Source organism: Sphingomonas sp., assembly GCF_024508665.1.
Classification (GTDB): Bacteria; Pseudomonadota; Alphaproteobacteria; order Sphingomonadales; family Sphingomonadaceae; genus Sphingomonas.
In genome coordinates this window covers 864,739-887,226 of sequence record NZ_JANINP010000006.1, presented here as the reverse complement: position 1 = coordinate 887,226, position 22,488 = coordinate 864,739, and the positions used below count along the sequence as shown (strand labels likewise).

Here is a 22,488-nt window from a genome sequence, read left to right as displayed (position 1 = left end):
GAAGAGCATGACGGGACCGGGGGGAAGCGCATGGGGAAGCCGTTCAATTTCGTTCAGGCAGCGATCCTGAAGGCGTTGACAGAGGCATTGTTCCACGATGTCGACATGGCGATCCCGTCGCGCCAGGTGGTCGCCAATCTTCAGAGACAATTCGGCCTGGTGAAAGGCAATAAGGCCACCGAGATCGGGCTCAGCCTCTATCTGCTCTGCCTGGTGATGGGCGGGCCCTTGTTCCTGATCCTCGGCCCGGCTTGGCGCGCGCGGCAAGTCGCGCGGCGGCTCGAACGCACGCGCAACGACCTGATGCAGGACCTCGCGCGGGTGCGGAGCGTGGTCTATGCCGGCTATTACGGGCATTGGCAGGGCGACACCCAGGATGACAATCGCGACAATCCGGTGCTCGCGCAGATCGGCTTCACCCTGCCCGCGCATCGCGACCGCTCGGCGCCGGGCGAAGTGCCGATCACCGAGTTTCCCGGCCGGGACCTGACCGACGCCGATATCCTGACCCAAGCGCCTGACGAAGCCGGCGTGATCGTCATCGGATCGGGCGCGGGCGGTGCGGTCGCCGCGGCAACGCTCGCCGCCCAGGGACACGACGTTTTGGTGGTCGAAGCGGGCCCCTTCTACCCTTCATCCAAACTCAATCACCGCGAATGGGAGATGACCGCGCGGCTGTTCGTCGACGGCGGCGTCCAGACCAGTCGCGACCACGATGTGGTGGTGTTCCAGGGCCGCGTGGTCGGAGGATCGACCGTCATCAACAACGGCATCTGCCTGCGCGTCAATCAGCCCGGCCTGACCCATCCCGACGCCCCCAATATCTTCGCCAATTGGGCCGCGCTCGGCGCTCCAGTCGACGAAGCCCGGTTCGACGCGGCCTATCGTGCCGTGGAGCAACGCTTGTCGGTCGGGCCGATCGACGCGCGGTCCGCGCGCCACAACGGCCCGCACCTACAGCGCGGCTGGGCGGCACATGCGGCGGCGACCGGCCTACCCTGCGACCAGGCGGCCCCAACGCCCTGGTTCAGCAAGAATTACGGCCCGGACAATGTCGGGGCGGCCTGTGCCTATTGCGGCTATTGCAACACCGGCTGCCCCTATGGCCGCAAGCAGGGGATGGCGCAGTCCTTCCTGCTCGACGCGCGCAAGAGCGGCGCGCATATCCTGGCCGAAACCAAAGTCACGGCGATCCGCTGGGAAACCCCGCTCGATTGGGATAAGCGTCGCGCGACCGGGGTCGAGGTCGTGCTGGCCGATGGCCGCAAGCATTTCATCCGCGCACGCGAAGGCGTGGTGGTCGCCGCCGGCACGATGGCGTCGAGCCGCATCCTCGCGGCGAGCGGGATCGACGGTACCGGCACCGGCATCTCGCTTAACATCGCCTGCCCGGTCGTCGCCTTGATGCCGGGCGAGCAATCGATGCGCAGCTGGGACGAGGACCAGATGGCGACCTATGTCGACCGCGGCGACTTCTTGCTCGAATCGCATTTCCAGCCGCCGATGAGCATGTCGACGCTGATGCCCGGCTGGTTTGGCGATCACGCGCGGCGCATGCGCAATTACGGTCGGCTGGCGTCGGCCGGCATCCTGATTCCCGCCGACCGTTGCGGGCAGCTGATCGATTCAGGGCTCAGCTTCAAGCTGCGCGACGACGTCGAGATCCCGCTGATCAAACGCGCGCTGTCGGCGCTGACCAAGGTCCATTTCGCGGCAGGCGCGGAGGAAGTCTATCCGGCCCTAGCGCGCGGCCAGACGCTCAAACCCGGCGACGATGTAGATGCCTTCTTCGAGAACGCGATAAACGAAGCGGACGACGTCACCTTGTCGAGCTCGCATCCTCAGGGCGGCAACGCGCGCGGCAAGGATCGCGAACACGGCGTGGTCGATCTCGACTGCCGCGTCCATGGCACCGCCAATGTCCTCGTCACCGACGCCAGTACGTTCACGAGCTGCATCCGCGTCAACGCGCAGCTGACGACGATGGCAATGGCGCATTACGCGACGGCGATCGCGCCGTTCTGAGCGTCAGACGGCAGCCACCGCGTCGTCCAGCAGGCGGAGGTCCCTGCCCCGCGTCTCGCGGCCGAACCAGGCGCATAGGCCGAGCGCGAGCGCCGTCGGCACGATGATCAACCCGGCAGTGACGCCCATTGCCGGCACCAGGGCAGTGATGCTGAGCGCCTGGGCAGCGACACCGCCGCCCTTGGTACACGCCGCGACCCACCCCGTCGCGCGACCACGGACCCGCAGCGGGAAGCTTTCTGCGGTGTAGGGCAGCAGGATCGCGATGATGCCGTTGGATCCGACGATCAGCAACGCCACCGGCAGGACCGGGCTGCCGGTTCCGGCAAATTCGAGCTGCAGCACGCCGACCAAGCCGATCAAGGTGACGCCGATCATCGTGACGAGCGACCATTTGGTGCTCCAACGACTGTACATCAGCGCGGCGACGAACACGGTCGGGAAAGCGATCAACGCGGATTCGGCCAGCAATTTGCTCGACACCGCAACCGAATATCCTTTGGCGACCAGATCGGCGGGCAACCATAAGAGCAATCCGAAATTGATCAGGCCCCAGGCGATCGCGGCGATCGACAAGGCGGCGAGTTTGCCGATCAGTTTGGCGCCGGTTAGCGCATGACTCACCGTTCCCGCTGGCAGCGGCGGCAGCGCCGCGAGGCGCTTCGCGGTCGATCCGAACCGCGCCATCACTGCCCGCGCCTCGGCATCGCGGCCGCGCGCCAGCAGGAACTTGGCCGATTCCGGGATGAAGCCGCCGAGCAGGACGAGGATCAAACCGCTCGGCAAGTTGAGCAGCCACAATATTCGCCAGCCGAATTCAGGCTGGAGCAAGGCCGAAAATCCACTCGCGGCGAAATAGCCGCCAACCGCGCCGAGGCCGCCGACCAGCACCAGGCTCCACCCGCGATGCTTGTTGGGCATCATCTCGGCGAGCAACGCATAAGTCACCGGCAGCATGCCGCCGGCAGCGGCGCCCATCATGAAGCACATGCCGATATTCCAGGCGAGGCTGGGCATGGCGCCGCAGATCGACGTGCCGACGAACATCACCGCCGACAGCAGGATCGACGCCTTGCGGCCATAGATGTCGGCGATCACACCCCACAGCACCGACCCGGCCACGGTACCGATCAGCGCGAAGAACGGGACCAGGCTCACTGTTGCCTTGGGCACCCCATATTCGCTGACCATGCCGGGCACGGTGAACCCCAGCGATGCAGGCTTCATGACGTCGATGATCAGCGCGACGACGAGGACCAGCATCAGCCGCCAATGCGCCCAGCTCAACGGCGCGTCCTCGGGAGCCGAAATCTCGATCGCGCCGCTCTCGGCGCGTTGCCTGGCGATATCGCGGGGTAACAGGCCGTATGCAGCGACGCCGACGCCGGCGATGATCAGCCCCATGCCGAGCACCATGTCCCAGCCCATCGCCATGCCGGCGAGCCGGAAGTGCATCATCCGGCCCATCAGGAACATCGGAATGTGCATCAACACGCCGATGGTCACGGCGATGCAGCCGAGCGCAAACGCCCACAGCGCCTGCCGGTCGCTAAGCGTGGTGCTGAGCCCCCGCGTCACCGAATTAACCGTCGCCGACGCGTTCGATGTCGGCCCCGACCGCCTGCAACTTCTCCTCGAGCCGCTCATAACCACGGTCGAGGTGATAGACGCGGCTGACCTCGGTCTGCCCTTCGGCGACGAGGCCGGCGATGATCAGGCTCATCGAGGCACGCAGATCGGTCGCCATCACCGGCGCGCCGACCAGGTGATCGACCCCGCGCACCACCGCGGTGCGGCCGCGCACCTGGATATCCGCACCCATCCGCGCCAGCTCCGGCACGTGCATGTAGCGGTTTTCGAAGATCGTCTCGGTCAGCACGCTGGCGCCATCGGCCTTGCACAGCATTGCCATGAACTGCGCCTGCATGTCGGTCGGGAACCCCGGGAACGGCGCGGTCGACAGAGTCAGCGGCTTGAGCTTGCCGTCCGACGACACGAACAACGAACTGCCCTTTTCCTCGACGCTGACTCCGGCGTCGATGAGCGCCGCGATCGTCGCCCGCATGTCGTCGGGTTTGGCCCCGACCAATTCGACCGACCCGCCGGTGATCGCCGCCGCGCAGGCATAGCTGCCGGCCTCGATACGGTCGGGCATCACGCGATAGGTCGCTCCGTGCAGGCGCTCGACGCCTTCGATCTCCAGCCGCTCGGTGCCGACCCCGGAAATCGAGGCGCCCATCGCGAGCAGCAGGTTGCACAGGTCGACGATCTCCGGCTCGCGCGCGGCGTTCTCGATCACCGTGCCGCCCTTGGCGAGCACGGCGGCCATCAGCGCGTTCTCGGTGGCGCCGACCGACACGATCGGGAAAGCGACACGCCCGCCGGGCAAGCGGCCGCCCGGCGCGATCGCCTTCACATAGCCGGCGGCGAGTTCGATCCGCGCGCCCATCGCCTCGAGCGCCTTCAGGTGCAGGTCGATCGGGCGGTTACCGATCGAGCAGCCACCGGGCAGCGACACGGTCGCCTCGCCGGCGCGCGCGACCAAGGGGCCCAGCACCAGGATCGAGGCGCGCATCTTGCGCACGATGTCGTACGGCGCCTCGGTCGAGGTCAGCCGGCCGGCGCGCATCGTCATGACGCGGCCGAAATCGCTCGGCCGCGCGCCCTCGATCTCGGTCGAGACGCCGAGCTGGTTGAGCAGGTGGCCGAAACTGTCGACGTCGGCGAGCCGCGGCAGGTTGCGCAGCGTCACCGGCTCCTCGGTCAACAGCGCGCACGGCATCAGCGTCAGCGCGGAATTCTTGGCGCCCGAGATCGGCAGCTTGCCCGTCAGGCGATTGCCGCCGCGAATGAGGATACGGTCCATCCAACGGCTTCTATCGCCCGCCACGCCGCAAGCAAGCGCAACGCGTCCATTGTCGTTCGGTGGGGCCGCCACTGTCACAGCAACGCGCGATCATCACCATTGATCGACTTTAATGCACAGGTCCGCGCGCGCTGCTCTGTACCCTCCAAGTTCCGGGGGAGTGTTGTTCGACGTGTCAGGCAGTTGTTTCGCCGAACGATTAGGCGATCTGGTTACCTTAACCCCGGCGGAACATGCGGCCCTCGAACGCATCGAGGAACGCGAGCGGCCGATCAGGCGCGGTGCGACGATTCAGCGCGAGAACGATCGCTCCGGCGACATGTTCGTTGTCCGCAAGGGCGTATTGATGTCGTCGAGCCTGCTCGACGACGGCAGCCGTCAAATCCTGCGATTCCTGTTTCCCGGCGACATGGTCGCACTGTCGAGCCTGGTCTATCGCGAGGCACCCGAGACACTGACCGCGCTCAGCGACGCGGTGGTGGCGCCGTTCGAGCGCGCGGCGTTGAGCGACATCATCGCGGGGCATCCACGGTTGGCGGCATTGCTGCTGGTTTACAGCCAGATCGAACGGGCGGCGCTGACCGACCGGCTCGCCGCGCTCGGCCGCACCTCGGCCAAGGCGCGCGTCGCCGCAGTGCTGATCGATATGCGCAACCGCTTGCGCGCGGGCGACAAGTCGATCACCGACACGTTCACCCTCGGCCTGACCCAGGAAGAGATTGGCGACGCCACGGGGCTGACCGCCGTCCACGTCAACCGCATGTTGCGCCGGATCGAGGAAGAAGGGCTGATCGCACGCGAGAACGGACGCGTCACCTTTACCAACGAACGCGGGCTTCTTCGCGCGGCCAATTATGTCGACCGCTACGAGGGGCTCGACCTGAGCTGGCTGCCGGCACCGCGTTAGGGCTTGGAGGGGGGCGTCGGGGAGGATTCGCGAGCGTCCTCCCCGACGTTAATTATCGCGCGAGCCACAGCCCGGGCCGTGACCCGGCCTTGTATCGGGTCCGCTCACACCTCGCACCTGTGGCTCGGTGGACGCCAGCACAAGAGCGGCATGACGAAGGACCCTATTTCAACGACACGCTGTCCAGATTGACCTTGTCCGCCGGGATCACCTCGACGTTCGGATATTTCTTCCTGAGGCCGTCGAGGAACAGCTTCGCGTCGCCGACCACGATGACGCTGGCATTAGTCGGATCGAGCAGCCGCTGCGCGACGCGCTGTACCGCCGCCGCATCGACGCCTTCGACCTTGGGAGTGAATGCCTTGAGTTCGGACAGGGGCACATTCTCGACGACATAGTCACCTAATACGCCGGCAATACCCCCGGTCGTCTCCGTATCGCGGCCGAAATCGCCGATCAGCACCGCCTTGCGCGAGGCGAGTTCGCCATCCGGAACCGGCGCGGAGCCCATCCCCTTCATCGTATCGATGATCAGGCCCACTACTTCGGGCGCCGAGGGGTTCTTGGTCTGGGTATTGGCTGCGAGATAGCCCGGCTGGCGCCGCGCCGCGATGCCGCTGCCCGCGCCATAAGCCAGCCCGCGCTTGATGCGGATTTCCTGGTTGAGCCGCGACGAGAAGCCGACGCCCAGGGTCGCATTGGCGACGCTGGCCGCGTAGAAATCGGGATCGCTGCGGGCGATACCCGGGCGGGCGACGACGACGCCAGCCTGGCCGGCATTGGGCATGTCGACGACGATGACCCGCGGCGTCGCATTGGCGGAATCGGTCTTGGGCGCAGCGACGGGCGCGGCCTTCGCCTGCCAGCTGCCGAAATTGGCTTCGGCCAGCGCCTTGGCGGCGGCGGGCGTGATATCCCCTACCATCACCAAGGTCGCGCGCGCCGGCGCCCAGGTGTGCGCATAGGCGGCCTGCACTTCGCTTCGCGTGATCGCCTTGAGCGAAGCCGGCGTGCCCGTGATCGGATGACCATAAGGTCCGCCGCCCATCACCGTGCGCGCCGCGACCAGCGAGGCGAGCCGGCCCGGATTCTTGAGCTGGACCTGAACGCTGTCGATCGTCTGCGCGCGGTCGCGCTCGATTTCCTCGGCCGCGAACACGGGATTGCGCGCGACGTCGGCGAGGACCGCCATCGCCGGGGCGATCTGGTCCGACTTGACTTGCAGAGTCACCGCTGCGGCATCCCAGCCGACAGCCGAGCTGATCGAGCCGCCGAGCTTCTCGACCTCATTGGCGATCTGGGTCGCCGATCGCGTCTTGGTGCCCTTGGTCATCAGATCGGCGGTCAAACTATTGAGCCCGGCACGGTCGGCCGGATCGGCGGCGCCGCCGCCATTGGCAAGCACTTGCGTCGTGATCAGCGGCAAATCATGCTTTTCCACCACGATCAGCTTCATGCCGTTGCCCAGTGTCGCCGTGACCGGGGCAGGCAGTGACGCAACTACCGGTTTGGCCGGCGCGGGGATTGCTACACGCTCGGCGTCGCTCGCCGGCTTGACCACTTCGACATCGCTTGGCGTCTTGAGCGCGGCGACCTCGACGGTGCCGGCAACGGCGATCTTGTCACCTTTCGGCCCGTCCTTGGGCGCCATTTCGGCGGGCATATAGTTGATCGTCGCCGAGCCGTTGTCGGTCAGATATTTGCGCGCCACGCGCCGAATATCGGCGGCTGTCACCCTGCCGATCGCGGCAAGCTGCTTGTCGGCGGCGGCGGGATCGCCATCGATGATCACCGATCGCGCGATCGTTGACGCCTTGCCATCGGCTGTCTCGCGGCTTTCGATCGTGGCGGTGATCAACTGGTTCTTGGCGCGGGTCAGTTCGGCCGGAGTCACCAGGGTATCGCGGGCGCGCGCAATTTCGGCTCGCAACGCCTTTTCGCCATCGGCGACACTTTTGCCATCGGCCATGGTCGCGGTGACGACGAACGATCCGGTGCCCTGTTTGGTGTCGAGGAACGTGTTGGCCGATTGGGCGAGCTGATCGCGATAGACGAGGTCCTGATACAGCCGCGAGCTATCGCCCCGCGACAGGATCGCGTCGAGCACGGTCAGCGCCGGAATGTCGGCATTGTTGTCCGGCGGAACCTGATAGCTGATCAGCACGGCCGGAAGCGGTGTGTTGGGCTCGTAGACCGTATACCGGGTCGGCGTGGTGCGCGGCGGCTCGACGACGGTCACGCGCGGAATCGGTCGGTCGGGCTTCTTGATCCCGGCGAAATATGCGTCGACCCACTGGTTCAGTTGCGCCGGATCGAAATTGCCCGCGACCACCAGCACCGCATTGTCCGGCCGATAATAAGTCGCGTGGAAGGCGCGGACATCGTCGATCGTAGCGGCCTCGAGATTTTCCAGGCTGCCGATCCCGGGTCGCGCATAGGGATGCACGCGATAGCTGATCTCGGGATAATAGATCGAATAGAGCTTGCCGTATGGGGTCGCCAGGGTGCGCAGACGGAGCTCTTCCTTCACCACGTCGCGCTCGGAGGCATAGCTCACCGGCTCGACCACCAGGCTGGCCATGCGATCGGCCTCGGCGAACAGCAGCCGCTGGAGGTGGTTGGCAGGGACGACCTCGAAATAATTGGTGTAATCGTCGTTGGTCGAAGCGTTGTTATAGCCGCCGACATCCTCGGTCAGGCGATCGAAATTCTCCGACTTCAGGTTGCGCGTCGCCTTGAACATCAGATGTTCGAACATGTGCGCGAAGCCGGACTTGCCCTTGGGATCGTCCTTCGACCCGACATCGTACCAGACCTGCACCGAGACGTTGGCGGTCTTGGCGTCGCGGATGGCATAGACCCGCAGGCCGTTGGGTAGCGTGCGGACGGTATAGGCAATCGGCTTGACGGCGGTTGCGCTGGCAGCCGCAGCCTTTGGCGCGGGTTTCTTGGGTGGCGCAGCGATAGCGGCAAGGGGAAACAGGGCGGCGCCCATCAGCAGGGCGGCACGAGTCAGACGCATTCAAGTCTCCGCAAAGGAGGGGAGGATGGCGCCGATGTGTCGCGCTAAAACGCCGCCTGTCAATCGCTCGCCGTTGCCTACTCACCTGGCGCCGTCGCCAGCGACAAGCACCGGCGATCAGACGCCAAACGCCATCACCGCTTCTTGTTGCGATTGGCGTAGAGTATTGCCGCGGCCACCGCGGCCGACCCGACGCCCGCGCCCAATGCCGCCATGCCCCATTTGCTCAGCTTCGCCGGCTCGGGCGTGCCTTCGGCGCCTTTCTGGCGCTCCTTGGCAATCCGCGCCGCGGCCATGATCTCATTCTCTTCTTCGGGCTTGTCGGTCACGCTCACTCTCCTCGACCCTGTCCGTAGCGCGCCCGGAATCCGCTCGCAAATGCGTTCAGCGTTCCCTGGGCGATTGCCGCGCGCAAGTCCGCCATCAACGCCTGGTAGAACCAAATGTTGTGCTCGGTCATCAACATCGCGCCAAGAATTTCTCCGGCGCGGACGAGATGGTGGAGATAGGCGCGTTCCCAGGTCGCGCAGACCGGGCAGCCGCATTCGGGATCGAGCGGCCCCTGATCCTCGCCGAACTTCGCGTTGCGGATGTTGATCGGCCCGGTCCGCGTGAACGCCTGCCCCGTCCGCCCCGATCGCGTCGGCAGCACGCAGTCGAACATGTCGACCCCTCGCTCGACCGCGCCGACGATATCATCCGGCTTGCCCACGCCCATCAAATAGCGCGGCTTGTCGGCAGGCAACTGGCCCGGCGCGAAATCCAGGCAGCCGAACATCGCCGCCTGCCCCTCGCCCACCGCGAGCCCGCCAATGGCATAGCCGTCGAACCCGATCTCGGTCAGCGCCGCCGCGCTCTCGCCCCGCAATTGCTCATCGAGCGCGCCCTGCTGGATGCCAAATTGCGCGGCATTGTCGGCATGCTCGCCGCCGCCAAGGAATGCGTCGCGCGATCGCCACGCCCAGCGCATCGACCGCGCCATCGCCGCCGCCTGGACCTCGGGAGTCGACGTCGTCGGCACCAGTTCGTCGAACGCCATGACGATGTCCGATCCGAGCAGCCGCTGAATTTCCATCGAGCGCTCCGGGCTCATCAGGTGGCGTGTGCCGTCGAGATGGCTTTTGAACTCGACGCCGGTCTCGTCGCGCTTGGTCAGCTCCGACAGGCTCATCACCTGATAACCGCCGCTGTCGGTCAGGATAGGCCGATTCCAGCCCATGAAGTGATGCAGCCCGCCCAGTCGCGCGACGCGCTCGGCAGTCGGCCGGAGCATCAGATGATAGGTGTTGCCCAAAATGATGTCGGCACCGGCCGAACGCACGTCGTCCGGCTTCATCGCCTTGACCGTGGCGGCGGTACCGACCGGCATGAAGGCCGGCGTACGGATTGTGCCGCGCCGCATCGCGATTTCACCGGTGCGCGCTTTGCCGTCGGTGGCGTGGATCTTGAAATCGAAACGGGGAGTCATGCGGGAGCCAGTTCGTCGAGAAATTCGAGGAAAACGCGATCAGCAGCGCGCCGCCGTTCTCCCGGCGAAACCGGATCGACGGCAGCCGGCGGATTGGCGGCTAGCGCACCGTCGATCAGAACGGCGATGGCAGGTGGCACCGGCGCGCTTCCTAATTCGGCCGTGACCGACTTGCGTTCGACCAGCGCATCGATCTCGGCACGCAGTGCCGGAGCCAGATCGATCGCATCGAGCGACTGCGCGAACGCCATCGGCGCCACGACCTCCCCGGGATGGCGGTCAAGCCAGGTTATCGCGACGACGGGACGCAATGCATAGAGGAGCTTCTTTAGCGGGACATCGCCCTTCTCGCGCTCAAGTGGCGTCCATGACGCCTTGGCCAGGTTGTAATAATGCCGCCTGACCGCAGCGCGATCGGTCACTTCGCGGGCTAGGCCCAGCAGTCGGTTAGCAATACTCTGGTCAAAGCGATAGCGGATCGGCGAGGTCAGCCATTCGATGGCTACAGCATTGCCCTTGACCATTAGCTTGATGAGCTTGCCCACATCCCAACCGCCGACGTCGTAAATCGCATCAAGGGGCGTCTCGATCACATCGCGTGGCTGCCACAACGAACGGTAATCGTCATGCCTACGAACGAACACGAACCGGCAATCATAGTCGCTGTCCGGTGACGGAAAGCCCCAGGCCCGACTGCCGCTCTCGATCGCGATCGGGATGCGCACATGCTCGTTATGTTCCGCCGCTGCCAGGCGTGCATCGATGCCTGCGACGATCTCGGGGTCGAAACTATTGGGAATGGAGCGCTGGGGAAGCATCGCCCGTCGCTCTAGCGGCGGGCCCAGCAGTTTGTCGACCTCAAGTCAAATAGTCGACCACCTCTTGCGGCGTCGCAAACGTCTTGTCGGGCTTCATCGCCATCAGCATTTCCGGATTGGCGTAGCCCCACAATACCGCGCCGGCGCCGATCCCGACCGCGCGCGCGGCGTCGATGTCGCGGGTCTCGTCGCCGATCGACAGGATCGCGCTTGCCGGAAGGCCGCTCGCCTTGATCGCCTGGCGGAACTTGCGCACCTTGCCGAAGAGGCCCGAGCCGCAAAAGAAGCGCTCGATCCGCGCAGAATCCGTCGCCCCCAAGATGGCCCGGACATTGGCTTCGGAGTTGGACGAGCAGACGAACATCCGGACCTTGGCCTCGTCGATCGTCCTCAACATGTCGCGGACGCCGTCGAACAAATGGATCTGGTCCGTGTTCCGTCCGAACCGGGCGCGAACATGGCGCGCGATCAGCGGCAGTTTCCAGCGCGAGATGCCGAGATGGTCGATCACTTCGCGCGTGGTGCGCTTGCGCAAGCCCTCAACTTCATCGGGATGGACGCTGCGGAACCGGAAGCGCGCGGCGAGATCGTCGACGATCGACAGGAACCAGTGGCCGCTGTCGGACAGCGTCCCGTCGAAATCGAAAATGACCAATTCATATGGAGGCCGAGCGGCTGCCACGATTATCCGCCTCGTTTCCCGCGTTTCCCGCCATCGCCCATCGGAAAGGCGCGGATCGTCAGCAGTTCGGCACGCGTCAGCACGCCGTCCTTGTCCTTGTCGAGCCGGGTGAAGATCTGATCGAACTTCGCCTGGAGCTCGGCCAGCGTGATCTGGTTATCGCTGTCGGTGTCGGTCTCGTAAGCGCCGGGCAAGGCGTTGGGATCGCCCAGCCATTTCTGCGCCCAGTCCGAAAAGGCGATATAGCCGAGCTTGCTGGTATTGGCCGTATCTATCGCAGCGAAGCTCTTGGCCACGCCCTTGTGCATCTCGTCGCGCGTCACGCGGCCGTCGCCGTCCGTGTCGAATGCGGCAATCATCATCGCTACCGGCTCGACCACCAGGATCGGCGGCGCGGCGATCGATGCCGGCGCGTTCTTCTTGCTGCCGAGCGGGACGGGAATGCGATTGTCGTTCTGCGCGGCAGCCGGTCGGGACAGGCCGATCGCCAGCAAGGCGAAGCTGACCACGAGAGTCCGGGGAGCCAGGGCGAAGCCGCGGCGGATGGCTGACGGAAAGCGATTCGGCGGCATGGCGACAGGCTGTGCCTCAGCGGGGCGGGCTCGGCAACAGCGCGACAAGTCTTTCAGTGCGCTAACGGATCGGAACCGACGCCCCGGCATAGGGATCGTAGGGCGCCGGCACCCCGGACGATTGGACATGCGGCGGGGGCGGCGGAGGCGGCGCGACGACGACCACGGGAGGCGCGGTATCACCCCCCACGCCACTGGCCGCATAACGCAGCCCGCTGACGATGGTCGACGCGCCGAACAGGATGAAACAACCCAGGACGACGGTCGCGCCATGGCGAATATTGACTCGCCCCGTCAGCATCCCGAAGCCGATCGCTGCGATCGCGATCACGGCGATGGACGTCGCGACCGTCCCGAGCAACAAGTCCTGCAGCCAGGATATCGCCGCGACGAGCACGCTGGACCCGGCAGGGGAGTCGGCGAGCGAAGTCGGGGCGTAGGAGAGGATCACGTGCGGATGTTACGCCGATCGCGTCGGTAGCAACAGACTGGCATCGCCATAAGAATAGAAGCGGTATCCTTGCGCGATCGCATGCGCATACGCCTCCTGCATCCGCTCCAGCCCCATCAGCGCCGAGACCAGCATGAACAGGGTCGATTTCGGGAGGTGGAAATTGGTCATCAGCCCGTCGATCCCGCGAATCCGCACGCCCGGCGTGATGAAGATCGCGGTGTCGCCTTCGAACGGGTGGACCCGACCCGCGTTATCGGCTGCGCTCTCGATCAGGCGCAGGCTGGTGGTGCCGACCGCGACCACGCGGCCGCCGGCGGCGCGCGTCGCGTTGATGCGATCGGCGGTGGCAGCGTCGATGCGGCCCCACTCGGCGTGCATCTTGTGCTCGTCGGTGTCCTCGACCTTGACCGGCAGGAACGTGCCCGCGCCGACGTGAAGCGTCAGCGTGACGTGACCGATCCCGGCCGCGTCCAGCGCCGCCATCAATTCCGGTGTGAAATGCAGAGCCGCGGTCGGTGCCGCGACCGCACCGGGCTCGTTCGCGAACATCGTCTGATAGTCGTCGGCGTCGCGCGCATCGGTCGGACGGCGCGCGGCGATATAGGGCGGGAGCGGCATCCGGCCGGCGCGGTCGAGCAGCAATTCGACCGGCTCGTCACCCGCGAAATCGAGCGCGAAGCTGCCGTCCTCGGCACGGTCGGCGGCGGTCGCGGTGACGCCCTCGCCGAAATCGATCGTCTCGCCCTCGCGCAGCCGCTTGGCATTGCGGATGAATGCGCGCCAGCGGCGCGGACCTTCGCGCTTGTGCAGCGTTGCTCCGATCCGCGGCCCAGGCGCGCTTTGTGCGCCGTCACCCGAACGACTCCCGCGCATGCCCTCGAGCTGCGCCGGGATCACCCGCGTGTCGTTGAACACCAGCAGATCGCCGCGCCGCAGCTCGCCCGGGAGGTCGCTGACCAGACGCTCGCGCGTCGCGCCGCCCGGTCCCGCGCCGTCGAGCACGAGCATCCGCGCCGCGTCGCGTGGGCTGGCCGGGCGCAGTGCGATCCGCTCGGGCGGCAGGTCGAAGTCGAACAGGTCGACGTCCACGCCGCCCTCGCGTCAGTTGATCGTGATTACTTCTTGGCCGGCGCCGGCGCCTTGTCCGCCGGAGGTGTCTTTCCGGCAGGCGTCGGTGTGGTCAGCGTCGGCGCGGGCGCCAGAACAGGGGCCGGCGGCGGAGGAGGCGGCGGCGGCGCGCTATAAGGCGGCGGGTTATCCGCGGCGATATAAGCATGGTAAATAATCGATGGGTTCGCCGGCGGCTCGCCGCGCTCGACCGCATCGACATATTCCATGCCGGAGATGACGCGGCCAAACACCGTGTATTTCTTGTCGAGCGCCAGCTTCGGCAGGAACACGATGAAGAACTGGCTGTTCGCGCTGTTTTCCGCCTTGGTCTTGTCCTCTGGCGAGGCGTCCGGGGCAGCACCCTCGCGCGCCGCCGCCACCGCGCCGCGCACGTGCGGCAGATAGTTGAACTCGGCGGGCACGTCGGGAAGCGTCGATCCGCCGGTGCCGTCCCCCTTGGGGTCGCCGGTCTGCGCCATGAAGCCGTCGATCACGCGGTGAAATTTGAGCCCGTCATAGAAATGCTGACGAGTCAGCGTCTTGACCCGCTCGACCATCTTGGGCGCGACATCGGGCCGCAGCCAGATCACGACGCGACCGCCGGTCGACAGATCGAGATAGAGCAGATTTTCCTTGTCGGTCATCGGCGGCGGGGCGAGCCGTGCCGCCACCGGCGGAGTTGGAGGCGCCTTCTGCTTCTTGGCAGCGATCGAAGGACTGCCGGCGATCGCGACGCTCATCATCGCAATCAGGCCGAAAAAGAAACGCATGGGCACTCCGGAAAAGACGGTCGTTCGGTGTGGGGACTTAGAGCAATTATCGCCAAGCGCCAATGCGCAGTGCGTGCGGCTTTTTTGAGGCAAGGCGATGCCTGAAGTGGCGGCGTCGGCTCCTGCCAGGGAACAATCAGTTATTTGATACACGCGAAGACGCGAAGAAGAATGGTTTCGCGCAGAGGCGCAGAGAACGCGGAGAAGTCGCGCGCGGCAGCGCGCTTTCGTTTCTCGTCATCGCTGATTGGATGGCTGCCGACACAGCCTAGAGAAACATCTCTGCGTTCTCCGCGCCTCTGCGTGAACAAAATCTTCGCGTCTTCGCGCCTTCGCGTGAATCAAATCTTCGCGCCCTTTGCGGGGCTAAGCCCGCCGCAGGCCGTCGCGGTCGATTCGCGCGATCACTTCGTCGCGGATGCTGGGGGTGACGAATTTGGAGATGTCGCCGCCGAACACCGCAATTTCCTTGACCAGCCGGCTGGCGATCGGCTGGAGCGACACGTCGGCCATCAGGAACACCGTCTCGACGCGGTGATTGAGCTGGCGGTTCATGCCCGTGAGCTGATATTCATATTCGAAGTCGGTGACGCCGCGGATGCCGCGGATGACGATCGACGCCCCCTGGCTGTCGGCGAAATCCATCAGCAGCGAACTGAACCCCACCACTTCGATATTGCCGATGCCCGTCGCCTCGACCTCGCGGCGGACGATCGCGATTCGCTCGTCATCGGTGAACAGGGGCGCCTTGGCAATGTTGGTGGTGACCCCGATCACCAGCCGGTCGACCAGCTTCGCGCTACGCCGAATGATGTCCATATGACCAAGCGTGATCGGATCGAACGTGCCGGGATAGACCCCGGTGCGAATGGTCATATGTCCCTCCCCATCCTCAACCGCCGGCGGTCGGTTAGCGGTCGCGCTCGAGCACGAAGCGCGCGATGTTGCGCAACAGATCGGCCTCCTGCCCATAACTGCGCAGATGGTCGATCGCCTGGTCGACGAGCATGCGCGCCTGTCCGCGGGCGCGGTCGATGCCGAGCAGCGAGACAAAGGTTTCCTTGCCCGCGCTCTCGTCCTTGCGGAGCTTCTTCCCCGCTTTGACCTCGTCGCCCTCGACATCGAGCAGATCGTCGGCGATCTGGAATGCCAGGCCGAGGTCGCGGGCATAGCCGCGCAGGCCCGTACGCCCCTCGGGCGGCACGCGACCGAGGATCGCGCCTGCCTCGACCGACCAGCCGATCAGCGCGCCGGTCTTTAGCGCCTGCAAGCGCGTCACGGTCTGGAGATCGAAGGTCGCCGTCTCCGCCTTCAGGTCCATCGCCTGGCCGCCGGCCATTCCGCTGGGCCCGGCCGCGCGGGCGAGTTCGAGCACCAGTTCGGCGCGAACGAATGGATCGGGATGGGTCGCGGGATCGGCCAGCCATTCGAAGGCGAGCGCGTGGAGGCTGTCGCCGGCCAGGATCGCGACCGCCTCGTCGAAGGCGCGGTGCACGGTCGGCTTGCCGCGGCGCATGTCGTCGTCATCCATCGCCGGAAGGTCGTCGTGAATCAGCGAATAGACATGGATGGCCTCGATCGCGCAGGCGGCGCGCGCGGTGCATTCGCGGTCGACCCCGAACAGGGCGGCAGTGGCGAAGACGAGCAAGGGGCGCAGCCGCTTGCCGCCGCCAATCGCCGCATGCCGCATCGCTTGGTATAATTCGGCGCGCGCGTCGTTCGGCACCGCGAGCATCACATCGAAGCGGCGATCCACCTCCGCGCCGACCTGGGTCAACGCTGCCTTGAGCGACAAAGAAGGAGCCACGGCGCCGTCCCTCATGCGGCGTTGAACGGCGCGACACCAGCGGGGCGGCCATCCGAATCGAGCCGGATCGCCTCGATCCGCGCCTGCGCCGCGTCGAGCCGTTCGGTGCATTTCTGGCGGAGACGCGTGCCTTCTTCATAGAGGCGGATAGCGTCATCCAGTTTCGCCTCGCCGCTTTCGAGCTGGCGGACGATTTCCTCGAGGCGCTTCAGCGCGTCCTCGAACGACAGGTCATCGATCGGCGTGTCCATCCGCCACGCTATGGGGCAGCGGACCGGCGGGAGCAACCGCCGATCCGCCACATGCCATCAGGCGATATGCAGCAACCGTGCGACGAAGATCAGCACCATGCCGCCAATGATCGACGCGATCAGGCCTGCTGGATGGAAGGGCTCGGCCGCTTTGCGATTGACCATTTGCAGGAAGAAACCGGCGACGAACGAACCGGCGATGCCCAGCAGGATCGTGACGATCCAACCGGCGTGGACGGGACCCGGATAGAACCAGCGCGCCAGCGCGCCGACGATCAATCCGATGATGATCATGCGGATGATACCCATTATTCTCTCTCCTTAGGCCATTGGCGTCAGCAGGATTGCATGACCGTTGCGGTTGCACAATGACTCGTTCGAGGAGTGGTTCCCGTAAGAATCCGAACTGCTGGACCCGCCATCGGCGACCGCGCGTTCGGCTGACCGAAACAGGAAGGCAGCACCATGTTCACCAGCATCAATCCCGCCACCGGCCAACCCGGGCGGAGCTTCGCCGAACTGACCGATGCCCAGGTCGACGCGCGGCTGGCCAAGGCGCACGAGGCTTTTCTCATCTGGCGCGAGAGCGAACTTGCCGATCGCATGACCTTGCTCCGCCACATCGCCGAGCGGTTCGAGGACGACAAGGATCGGCTAGCGCGGATCGCGACCGAGGAAATGGGCAAGACGCTTAAGTCCGCCGTCGCCGAGGTCGAGAAATGCGCTTCCGCCTTCCGCTATTATGCTCGGCATGGGGCGCAGCTACTCAAGTCCATGGAGGTCGACACGCCGGTCGGCCATGCCGTAGCGCGCTGGTTGCCGATGGGGCCGGTGCTCGCCGTGATGCCGTGGAATTTCCCTTATTGGCAGGTGGTCCGCTTCGCCGCGCCGGCGATCATGGCGGGCAATGTCGGACTGCTGAAGCACGCGTCGTCGGTCCAGGGTTGCGCTGCCGCGCTGGAGGAGACGATCCTGGCGGGCGGAGCGCCCGAAGGCCTGTTCCAGAACCTGGCGATCAAGTCGGGCAAGGTCGCCGACCTGATCGCCGACGACCGCATCGTCGCGGTGACGCTGACCGGTAGTGAAGGCGCCGGGGCCAAGGTCGCCGAGGCCGCTGGCCGTGCGCTCAAGAAGGTCGTGCTCGAACTCGGCGGATCGGATCCGTTCGTCGTCATGCCATCCGCCGACATAGCGCTCGCCGCCAAGACCGCGGTCACGGCGCGGACCCAGAATACCGGCCAATCCTGCATCTGCGCCAAGCGCATGATTGTCCATGCCGACGTCTATGACGATTTCATGCACGCGTTCTCGGCCGGTATGAAAGCGGTGAAGACCGGCGACCCAATGGATCCAGGGACCGAGATGGGACCACTATCCTCGGAGGAACAACGCGACACCGTGCTCGGCCAAATGGACAAGTTCCGCGACGCCGGCGCGACCTTGCTGTTCGGCGCGGAGAAACCCGATCTGCCCGGCGCCTATCTGACGCCTGGCGTGCTGGTCGATATCGATCCCGACAGCGAAGTCGCCAAGGAGGAAGTGTTCGGTCCGGTCGCAATGGTGTTCAAGGTCAAGGATATCGACGAGGCGATCGCGCTCGCGAACGACGTGCCGTTCGGACTGGGGTCGTCGGTCTGGACCAATGACGATGCCGAAAAGGAGCGCTTCGCCCGCGACATCGCCGCCGGCATGACTGCAGTCAACCGCATGCTTTCTTCGACTCCCGAGGCACCGTTCGGCGGGATCAAACGCTCGGGCCATGGTCGCGAGCTGGGTCCTTGGGGGTTGCACGAATTCATGAACCTGAAGGCCGTGATCGGCTGATAGCGGCGATGGCCCGCCGGCAACGACGAGCGGGGCCAATCGCGCCGCCGCTTACAAGCTTGGCATCGAGAACCAGTCTCCCCTCGCCGAACCGGGAGGGGAGACCTAGCGGCTTCAGAGCGAAACGCCGCCATCGACGTTCAGCGTCGTTCCGGTGATGAACGTCGCATCCGGTCCGGCGAGGAAAGCGGCGACGCCGGCGATCTCCTCCACTGCGCCGAATCGGCCCAGCGGCACCGATTGCCTGAGCGCGTCGGCGAGCTCGCCTGTCGGCGCCATGTCGGTCTCGATCGGCCCCGGCTGGATGACGTTGACCAGGATGTTGCGCGAGGCGAGGTCTTTCGCCCAGCCGCGGCCCAGTCCGGCGACCGCTGCCTTGGTCGCGCCATAGGTCGATATGCCACCAAAGGGCGCACGATCGGCCGCGACCGAGCCGATCAGGATGATACGCCCGCCATCGGGCAGGTGCGGCAGAGCGGCGCGCGTACCGACATGCAAGCCGCGGACATTGACCCCGAACTGGCGCGCGAACGACTCGTCGGTATCTTCATCGACAGCAGCGAACTCGGCCACGCCGGCATTGTGAACCAGGATGTCGATGCCGCCGAGCGCCGCTGCGGCCGCGTCGATTCCCGCGCGCTGCGAGGCATCGTCGCTGGCATCGGCCTGGATCGCCACCGCCTTGCCGCCCGCCTGTTCGATCGCCGCTACCGTCGCATCGGCGGCGGCCTTGTTGCCGGCATAAGTGATAGCGACCTCGGCGCCGTCGGCGGCCAGCCGCTTGGCGATCGCCGATCCGATTCCGCGCGATCCGCCGGTGACCAGCGCCTTTTTGCCGCTCAGGGCATTGCTATTGGACATCTGTCTTCTCCGAAATTCCGTGCCCGCGATCACGACCTCGTGCGCTGCCGGCGACGGTGATCTGGGAGGCATGTTTCGATAGTTCAATATTCCCGAACTATGAAAATCACGAACCATTCCTATATTCGGACAATGCCCCGCTTTACCCATCCGCGATTGGAGGATGTGCCGCTCGACCTGGCGCTCCACGCGCTGGCCGATTCAAATCGGCTGGCGATCGTCGCACGGCTGGCTGCGGCCACGGGGTTGAGTTGTTCGAACACGACACCGTGCGATGCGCCGGTCCCCAAGAGCACCCTCTCCAACCATCTGAAAACACTGCGCGCCGCCGGCCTGATCGAAACGACCCAGTCCGGTCGCGAGATGATCAATGTGCTGCGCCGCGCCGAATTCGACCGCCGCTTTCCGGGCTTGCTCGACGCCATACTTGCCAACAACGAGGTTTGACGGGGTTGCACTCCGGGGCCGAAAGGCATAGCCGCACCGCAGCACCGCGATAGGGACACGCAATGGCCGAGTTCAGCCTGCCGAAGAACAGCAAGATCCGCAAGAACGGCAAGGTCCATAAGGCACCCGAGGGTGCCACCAATATCCGCCGGTTCAAGATCTATCGCTATGACCCGGATACCGGCGAGAATCCGCGCTACGACATTTTTGAGGTCGACCTCGACACGTGCGGGCCGATGGTGCTCGACGCCCTCATCAAGATGAAGTCCGAGCAGGATTCGTCGCTGACCTTCCGCCGTTCGTGCCGCGAAGGGATTTGCGGATCGTGCTCGATGAACATGGACGGCAAGAACGGCCTGGCCTGCACGACCGCGATCGAAGACTGCAAGTCGGAAGTCACGATCACGCCGCTGCCGCACATGGAAGTGATCAAGGACCTTGTCCCCGACTTCACCCATTTCTACGCGCAATATGCCTCGATCAAGCCGTGGCTGCAGACGGTCACCCCGGCCCCGGCGGGCAAGGAGCGGCTGCAGAGCCCCGAGGATCGCGAGAAGCTCGACGGCCTGTACGAATGCATCCTGTGCGCCTGCTGCTCGACCAGCTGCCCGAGCTATTGGTGGAACAGCGACAAGTTTCTCGGCCCGGCGATCCTGCTCCAGGCCTATCGCTGGCTTGCCGACAGCCGCGACGAGATGACCGGCGAGCGACTCGACCAGCTCGAGGATCCGTTCAGGCTCTATCGCTGCCACACGATCATGAACTGCGCCAACGCCTGCCCCAAGGGCCTCAATCCGGCCAAGGCGATCGCCGAGATCAAGAAGATGGAAGCCGAGCGGATCGTCTGATCCAATCTTCCGTTCGCCCCGAGCTTGTCGGGGGGCGTGACCGGAACAGGAACGGATTTTAGTTGGACGACGCCCCTTCCCCCCTCTTCCTCTACGACGACGATCCGGATCTGCCCGGCTGGAAGCGCTGGCAGTTCCGCGACTCGACCCGGTTCAACGCCTTTCTGGAACCGCTCCAGGTGAAGCTGGAGGATGGCAAGGCTCGGGTTCGCATGATGCCCCGCCACGACCATTCCAACATGCGCGACAACGTCCATGGCGGCGCGCTGTTGGGGTTCATGGACGTATCGCTGTTCGCCGCCAGCCGCGCCTTCGGGTGCCTGAGCGCCGGTGGCGCGGTGACGCTCGACCTGTCGGCGCAATTCATCGGCGGCGGAATGATCGGCGAGCCGCTGGAAGCTCATATCGAGTTGCTGCGCGAGACCAGCCGCATGCTGTTCCTGCGCGGGCTGATCGTCCAGGAAGGCTTGCCGACGATCGCGAGCTTTACCGGGACGCTGCGTAAGTCGAGCCCGCCGCCGGGAACGGTATAATCTCCAACTCAGTCACCCTCACCCTTCCGCGCCTTTGGCGCTCCCTCCCTCTCCCAATGGGAGAGGGAAGGGGCCAGCGCGGCATAGCCGCGTGGGAAGGGTGAGGGTGACCACGGTCCTCCAGCAATATCATGCCCTGATCGCCGCCGGCGAACTTCGGGCCGACCCGGACCAGCAAGCCGCCGCCCAACGCTTGGATCGCCTCCAACAGGAATTGGAAGCTCAGCCCAAACGCGGCTCGGTCCTTTGGCGCGCGCTCGGCCGCAAACCCGACTCCCCGCGCGGCGTCTATATGTGGGGCGATGTCGGGCGTGGCAAATCGATGCTGATGGACCTGTTCTTCGGGTGCCTGGCGATCAACCGCAAGCGCCGGGTCCATTTCTCCGAGTTCATGCTCGAAGTGCACCAGCGCATCGCCGAGGAGCGCAAGAAGGAGGTCGGCGACCCGATCGCCCCGGTCGCCGTCGCATTGGCCGAGGAGGCCCGCCTGCTCGCTTTCGATGAGATGATGGTGACCAACTCGCCCGACGCGATGATCCTGTCGCGCCTGTTCACCGCCCTGATCGAGGCGGGTGTGACCGTCGTCACCACGTCCAACCGCCCGCCACGCGATCTCTACAAGAACGGGCTCAACCGCGAGCATTTCCTGCCCTTTATCGACCTGATCGAGAACCGCCTCGACGTACTGCCACTGAACGGTCCGGTCGATTACCGCCGCGACCGGCTGGGTCAGCAGGAAACCTGGCTGGTGCCAAATGGACCCGAAGCGACGCGCAACCTGTCCGCCGCCTTCTTCCGCCTGACCGATTATCCGCCCGAGGATGCCGCGCATGTGCCGAGCGAGGACATCGCGGTCCAGGGCGGGCGTACGCTTCACGTGGCCAAATCGCTCAAGGGCGTCGCTGTATTCAGCTTCAAGAAACTGTGCGGAGAAGCACGGGGCGCGGCCGATTACCTGGCGATCGCACGGCGCTATCACACCGTGATACTAGTCGGCATTCCGAAACTCGGGCCCGAGAACCGCAACGAAGCGGCGCGGTTCGTGTCACTGATCGACGCGCTGTACGAGCACAAGGTCAAGCTACTCGCTGCCGCCGATGCCGAACCGGCCGCGCTATATGAGAAAGGCGACGGTCGCTTCGAGTTCGAGCGCACTGTCAGCCGGCTCGAGGAGATGCGCTCCGACGCGTATCTCGATTCCGGGCACGGCATCGACTGAACCG

The 22,488-nt window shown here is 65.4% G+C and carries 23 protein-coding genes; 7 read left to right on the top strand and 16 right to left on the bottom strand.

What is annotated here, in order from left to right; translation table 11 throughout:
* The first annotated feature begins 30 nt into the window (after nt 1-30).
* Entirely contained in the window at nt 31-2,025 is a 1,995-nt protein-coding gene (locus tag Q0L25_RS13040; protein ID WP_296614897.1) for a GMC family oxidoreductase, read from the top strand.
* Between the two features lie 3 nt (nt 2,026-2,028).
* Here Q0L25_RS13040 and Q0L25_RS13035 read toward each other — a convergent pair whose 3' ends face one another.
* Together Q0L25_RS13035 and murA are read right to left on the bottom strand one after the other, a co-directional pair.
* Nucleotides 2,029-3,603: an MFS transporter gene (locus Q0L25_RS13035; RefSeq protein WP_296614895.1), complete on the bottom strand. Its 1,575-nt coding sequence runs from the start codon at nt 3,601-3,603 to the stop codon at nt 2,029-2,031.
* Nucleotides 3,604-3,607: 4 nt separating this feature from the next.
* Entirely contained in the window at nt 3,608-4,891 is a 1,284-nt protein-coding gene (murA, locus tag Q0L25_RS13030; protein WP_296614893.1) for a UDP-N-acetylglucosamine 1-carboxyvinyltransferase, read from the bottom strand.
* Between the two features lie 172 nt (nt 4,892-5,063).
* Between murA and Q0L25_RS13025 the strand changes: the two genes are divergently transcribed.
* Nucleotides 5,064-5,798: a Crp/Fnr family transcriptional regulator gene (locus tag Q0L25_RS13025; protein WP_296614891.1), complete on the top strand. Its 735-nt coding sequence runs from the start codon at nt 5,064-5,066 to the stop codon at nt 5,796-5,798.
* A gap of 163 nt (nt 5,799-5,961) precedes the next feature.
* Here Q0L25_RS13025 and Q0L25_RS13020 read toward each other — a convergent pair whose 3' ends face one another.
* The 13 genes from Q0L25_RS13020 to Q0L25_RS12960 all read right to left on the bottom strand — a co-directional run bounded on the left by Q0L25_RS13020 (nt 5,962) and on the right by Q0L25_RS12960 (nt 17,061).
* Nucleotides 5,962-8,820, bottom strand: a complete 2,859-nt coding sequence (locus Q0L25_RS13020; protein ID WP_296614889.1) for a pitrilysin family protein — start codon at nt 8,818-8,820, stop codon at nt 5,962-5,964.
* A gap of 134 nt (nt 8,821-8,954) precedes the next feature.
* Nucleotides 8,955-9,149, bottom strand: coding sequence for a hypothetical protein (locus tag Q0L25_RS13015; RefSeq protein WP_296614888.1), 195 nt, complete (start codon nt 9,147-9,149; stop codon nt 8,955-8,957).
* 2 nt (nt 9,150-9,151) lie between these two features.
* A complete protein-coding gene (gene tgt / locus Q0L25_RS13010; protein ID WP_296614885.1) occupies nt 9,152-10,288 on the bottom strand; it encodes a tRNA guanosine(34) transglycosylase Tgt in 1,137 nt (378 codons plus the stop codon).
* Nucleotides 10,285-11,106, bottom strand: a complete 822-nt coding sequence (locus Q0L25_RS13005) for a nucleotidyltransferase domain-containing protein (protein ID WP_296614883.1) — start codon at nt 11,104-11,106, stop codon at nt 10,285-10,287. Before Q0L25_RS13005 ends, tgt begins: the two co-directional genes overlap by 4 nt.
* A gap of 40 nt (nt 11,107-11,146) precedes the next feature.
* Nucleotides 11,147-11,788, bottom strand: a complete 642-nt coding sequence (locus Q0L25_RS13000; RefSeq protein WP_296614881.1) for an HAD hydrolase-like protein — start codon at nt 11,786-11,788, stop codon at nt 11,147-11,149.
* Nucleotides 11,789-11,790: 2 nt separating this feature from the next.
* Entirely contained in the window at nt 11,791-12,360 is a 570-nt protein-coding gene (locus Q0L25_RS12995) for an EF-hand domain-containing protein (RefSeq protein WP_296614879.1), read from the bottom strand.
* Between the two features lie 61 nt (nt 12,361-12,421).
* Nucleotides 12,422-12,811 (bottom strand): TrbC/VirB2 family protein, encoded by a 390-nt coding sequence (locus tag Q0L25_RS12990; RefSeq protein WP_367184131.1) that lies wholly within the window; start codon nt 12,809-12,811, stop codon nt 12,422-12,424.
* 9 nt (nt 12,812-12,820) lie between these two features.
* A complete protein-coding gene (queA, locus tag Q0L25_RS12985; protein ID WP_296614877.1) occupies nt 12,821-13,903 on the bottom strand; it encodes a tRNA preQ1(34) S-adenosylmethionine ribosyltransferase-isomerase QueA in 1,083 nt (360 codons plus the stop codon).
* Between the two features lie 26 nt (nt 13,904-13,929).
* Nucleotides 13,930-14,694: a peptidylprolyl isomerase gene (locus Q0L25_RS12980; RefSeq protein WP_296614876.1), complete on the bottom strand. Its 765-nt coding sequence runs from the start codon at nt 14,692-14,694 to the stop codon at nt 13,930-13,932.
* A gap of 366 nt (nt 14,695-15,060) precedes the next feature.
* The gene (gene coaD / locus Q0L25_RS12975) at nt 15,061-15,570 is read right to left on the bottom strand and encodes a pantetheine-phosphate adenylyltransferase (protein ID WP_296614874.1); all 510 of its coding nucleotides are present in this window, start codon (nt 15,568-15,570) and stop codon (nt 15,061-15,063) included.
* Between the two features lie 34 nt (nt 15,571-15,604).
* Nucleotides 15,605-16,516, bottom strand: a complete 912-nt coding sequence (locus Q0L25_RS12970; protein WP_296614872.1) for a polyprenyl synthetase family protein — start codon at nt 16,514-16,516, stop codon at nt 15,605-15,607.
* Nucleotides 16,513-16,752: an exodeoxyribonuclease VII small subunit gene (locus Q0L25_RS12965; protein ID WP_066590374.1), complete on the bottom strand. Its 240-nt coding sequence runs from the start codon at nt 16,750-16,752 to the stop codon at nt 16,513-16,515. The genes Q0L25_RS12970 and Q0L25_RS12965 overlap by 4 nt, the downstream gene beginning before the upstream one ends.
* Before the next feature lie 57 nt (nt 16,753-16,809).
* Nucleotides 16,810-17,061: a GlsB/YeaQ/YmgE family stress response membrane protein gene (locus tag Q0L25_RS12960; RefSeq protein WP_296614870.1), complete on the bottom strand. Its 252-nt coding sequence runs from the start codon at nt 17,059-17,061 to the stop codon at nt 16,810-16,812.
* Between the two features lie 156 nt (nt 17,062-17,217).
* Here Q0L25_RS12960 and Q0L25_RS12955 point away from each other — a divergent pair, with 156 nt between their 5' ends.
* Nucleotides 17,218-18,576, top strand: coding sequence for an NAD-dependent succinate-semialdehyde dehydrogenase (locus Q0L25_RS12955; protein WP_296614868.1), 1,359 nt, complete (start codon nt 17,218-17,220; stop codon nt 18,574-18,576).
* A 114-nt stretch (nt 18,577-18,690) separates the two neighbouring features.
* Here Q0L25_RS12955 and Q0L25_RS12950 read toward each other — a convergent pair whose 3' ends face one another.
* Entirely contained in the window at nt 18,691-19,437 is a 747-nt protein-coding gene (locus tag Q0L25_RS12950) for an SDR family oxidoreductase (protein WP_296614866.1), read from the bottom strand.
* Between the two features lie 132 nt (nt 19,438-19,569).
* Here Q0L25_RS12950 and Q0L25_RS12945 point away from each other — a divergent pair, with 132 nt between their 5' ends.
* From Q0L25_RS12945 to zapE, 4 genes are all read left to right on the top strand, one after another.
* Nucleotides 19,570-19,884, top strand: a complete 315-nt coding sequence (locus Q0L25_RS12945) for a helix-turn-helix domain-containing protein (RefSeq protein ID WP_296614865.1) — start codon at nt 19,570-19,572, stop codon at nt 19,882-19,884.
* A 62-nt stretch (nt 19,885-19,946) separates the two neighbouring features.
* Entirely contained in the window at nt 19,947-20,732 is a 786-nt protein-coding gene (locus tag Q0L25_RS12940; RefSeq protein WP_296614863.1) for a succinate dehydrogenase iron-sulfur subunit, read from the top strand.
* Nucleotides 20,733-20,794: 62 nt separating this feature from the next.
* Complete coding sequence (locus Q0L25_RS12935) at nt 20,795-21,265, top strand: PaaI family thioesterase (protein ID WP_296614861.1); 471 nt, start codon at nt 20,795-20,797, stop codon at nt 21,263-21,265.
* A gap of 106 nt (nt 21,266-21,371) precedes the next feature.
* Entirely contained in the window at nt 21,372-22,484 is a 1,113-nt protein-coding gene (zapE, locus tag Q0L25_RS12930; protein WP_296614859.1) for a cell division protein ZapE, read from the top strand.
* Nucleotides 22,485-22,488 lie beyond the last annotated feature (4 nt).

Bases quoted from the DNA above. Each gene is read 5' to 3' on its own strand.
- tgt (WP_296614885.1), bottom strand. From the start codon at position 10,288: ATGACTCCCCGTTTCGATTTCAAGATCCACGCCACCGACGGCAAAGCG.
- Q0L25_RS12995 (WP_296614879.1), bottom strand. From the start codon at position 12,360: ATGCCGCCGAATCGCTTTCCGTCAGCCATCCGCCGCGGCTTCGCCCTG.
- Q0L25_RS13005 (WP_296614883.1), bottom strand. From the start codon at position 11,106: ATGCTTCCCCAGCGCTCCATTCCCAATAGTTTCGACCCCGAGATCGTC.
- Q0L25_RS12955 (WP_296614868.1), top strand. From the start codon at position 17,218: ATGTTCACCAGCATCAATCCCGCCACCGGCCAACCCGGGCGGAGCTTC.
- Q0L25_RS12965 (WP_066590374.1), bottom strand. From the start codon at position 16,752: ATGGACACGCCGATCGATGACCTGTCGTTCGAGGACGCGCTGAAGCGC.
- Q0L25_RS13020 (WP_296614889.1), bottom strand. From the start codon at position 8,820: ATGCGTCTGACTCGTGCCGCCCTGCTGATGGGCGCCGCCCTGTTTCCC.
- Q0L25_RS13040 (WP_296614897.1), top strand. From the start codon at position 31: ATGGGGAAGCCGTTCAATTTCGTTCAGGCAGCGATCCTGAAGGCGTTG.
- Q0L25_RS12970 (WP_296614872.1), bottom strand. From the start codon at position 16,516: ATGAGGGACGGCGCCGTGGCTCCTTCTTTGTCGCTCAAGGCAGCGTTG.
- Q0L25_RS12950 (WP_296614866.1), bottom strand. From the start codon at position 19,437: ATGTCCAATAGCAATGCCCTGAGCGGCAAAAAGGCGCTGGTCACCGGC.
- murA (WP_296614893.1), bottom strand. From the start codon at position 4,891: ATGGACCGTATCCTCATTCGCGGCGGCAATCGCCTGACGGGCAAGCTG.
- Q0L25_RS12980 (WP_296614876.1), bottom strand. From the start codon at position 14,694: ATGCGTTTCTTTTTCGGCCTGATTGCGATGATGAGCGTCGCGATCGCC.
- Q0L25_RS12945 (WP_296614865.1), top strand. From the start codon at position 19,570: ATGCCCCGCTTTACCCATCCGCGATTGGAGGATGTGCCGCTCGACCTG.
- Q0L25_RS12960 (WP_296614870.1), bottom strand. From the start codon at position 17,061: ATGGGTATCATCCGCATGATCATCATCGGATTGATCGTCGGCGCGCTG.
- Q0L25_RS12940 (WP_296614863.1), top strand. From the start codon at position 19,947: ATGGCCGAGTTCAGCCTGCCGAAGAACAGCAAGATCCGCAAGAACGGC.
- coaD (WP_296614874.1), bottom strand. From the start codon at position 15,570: ATGACCATTCGCACCGGGGTCTATCCCGGCACGTTCGATCCGATCACG.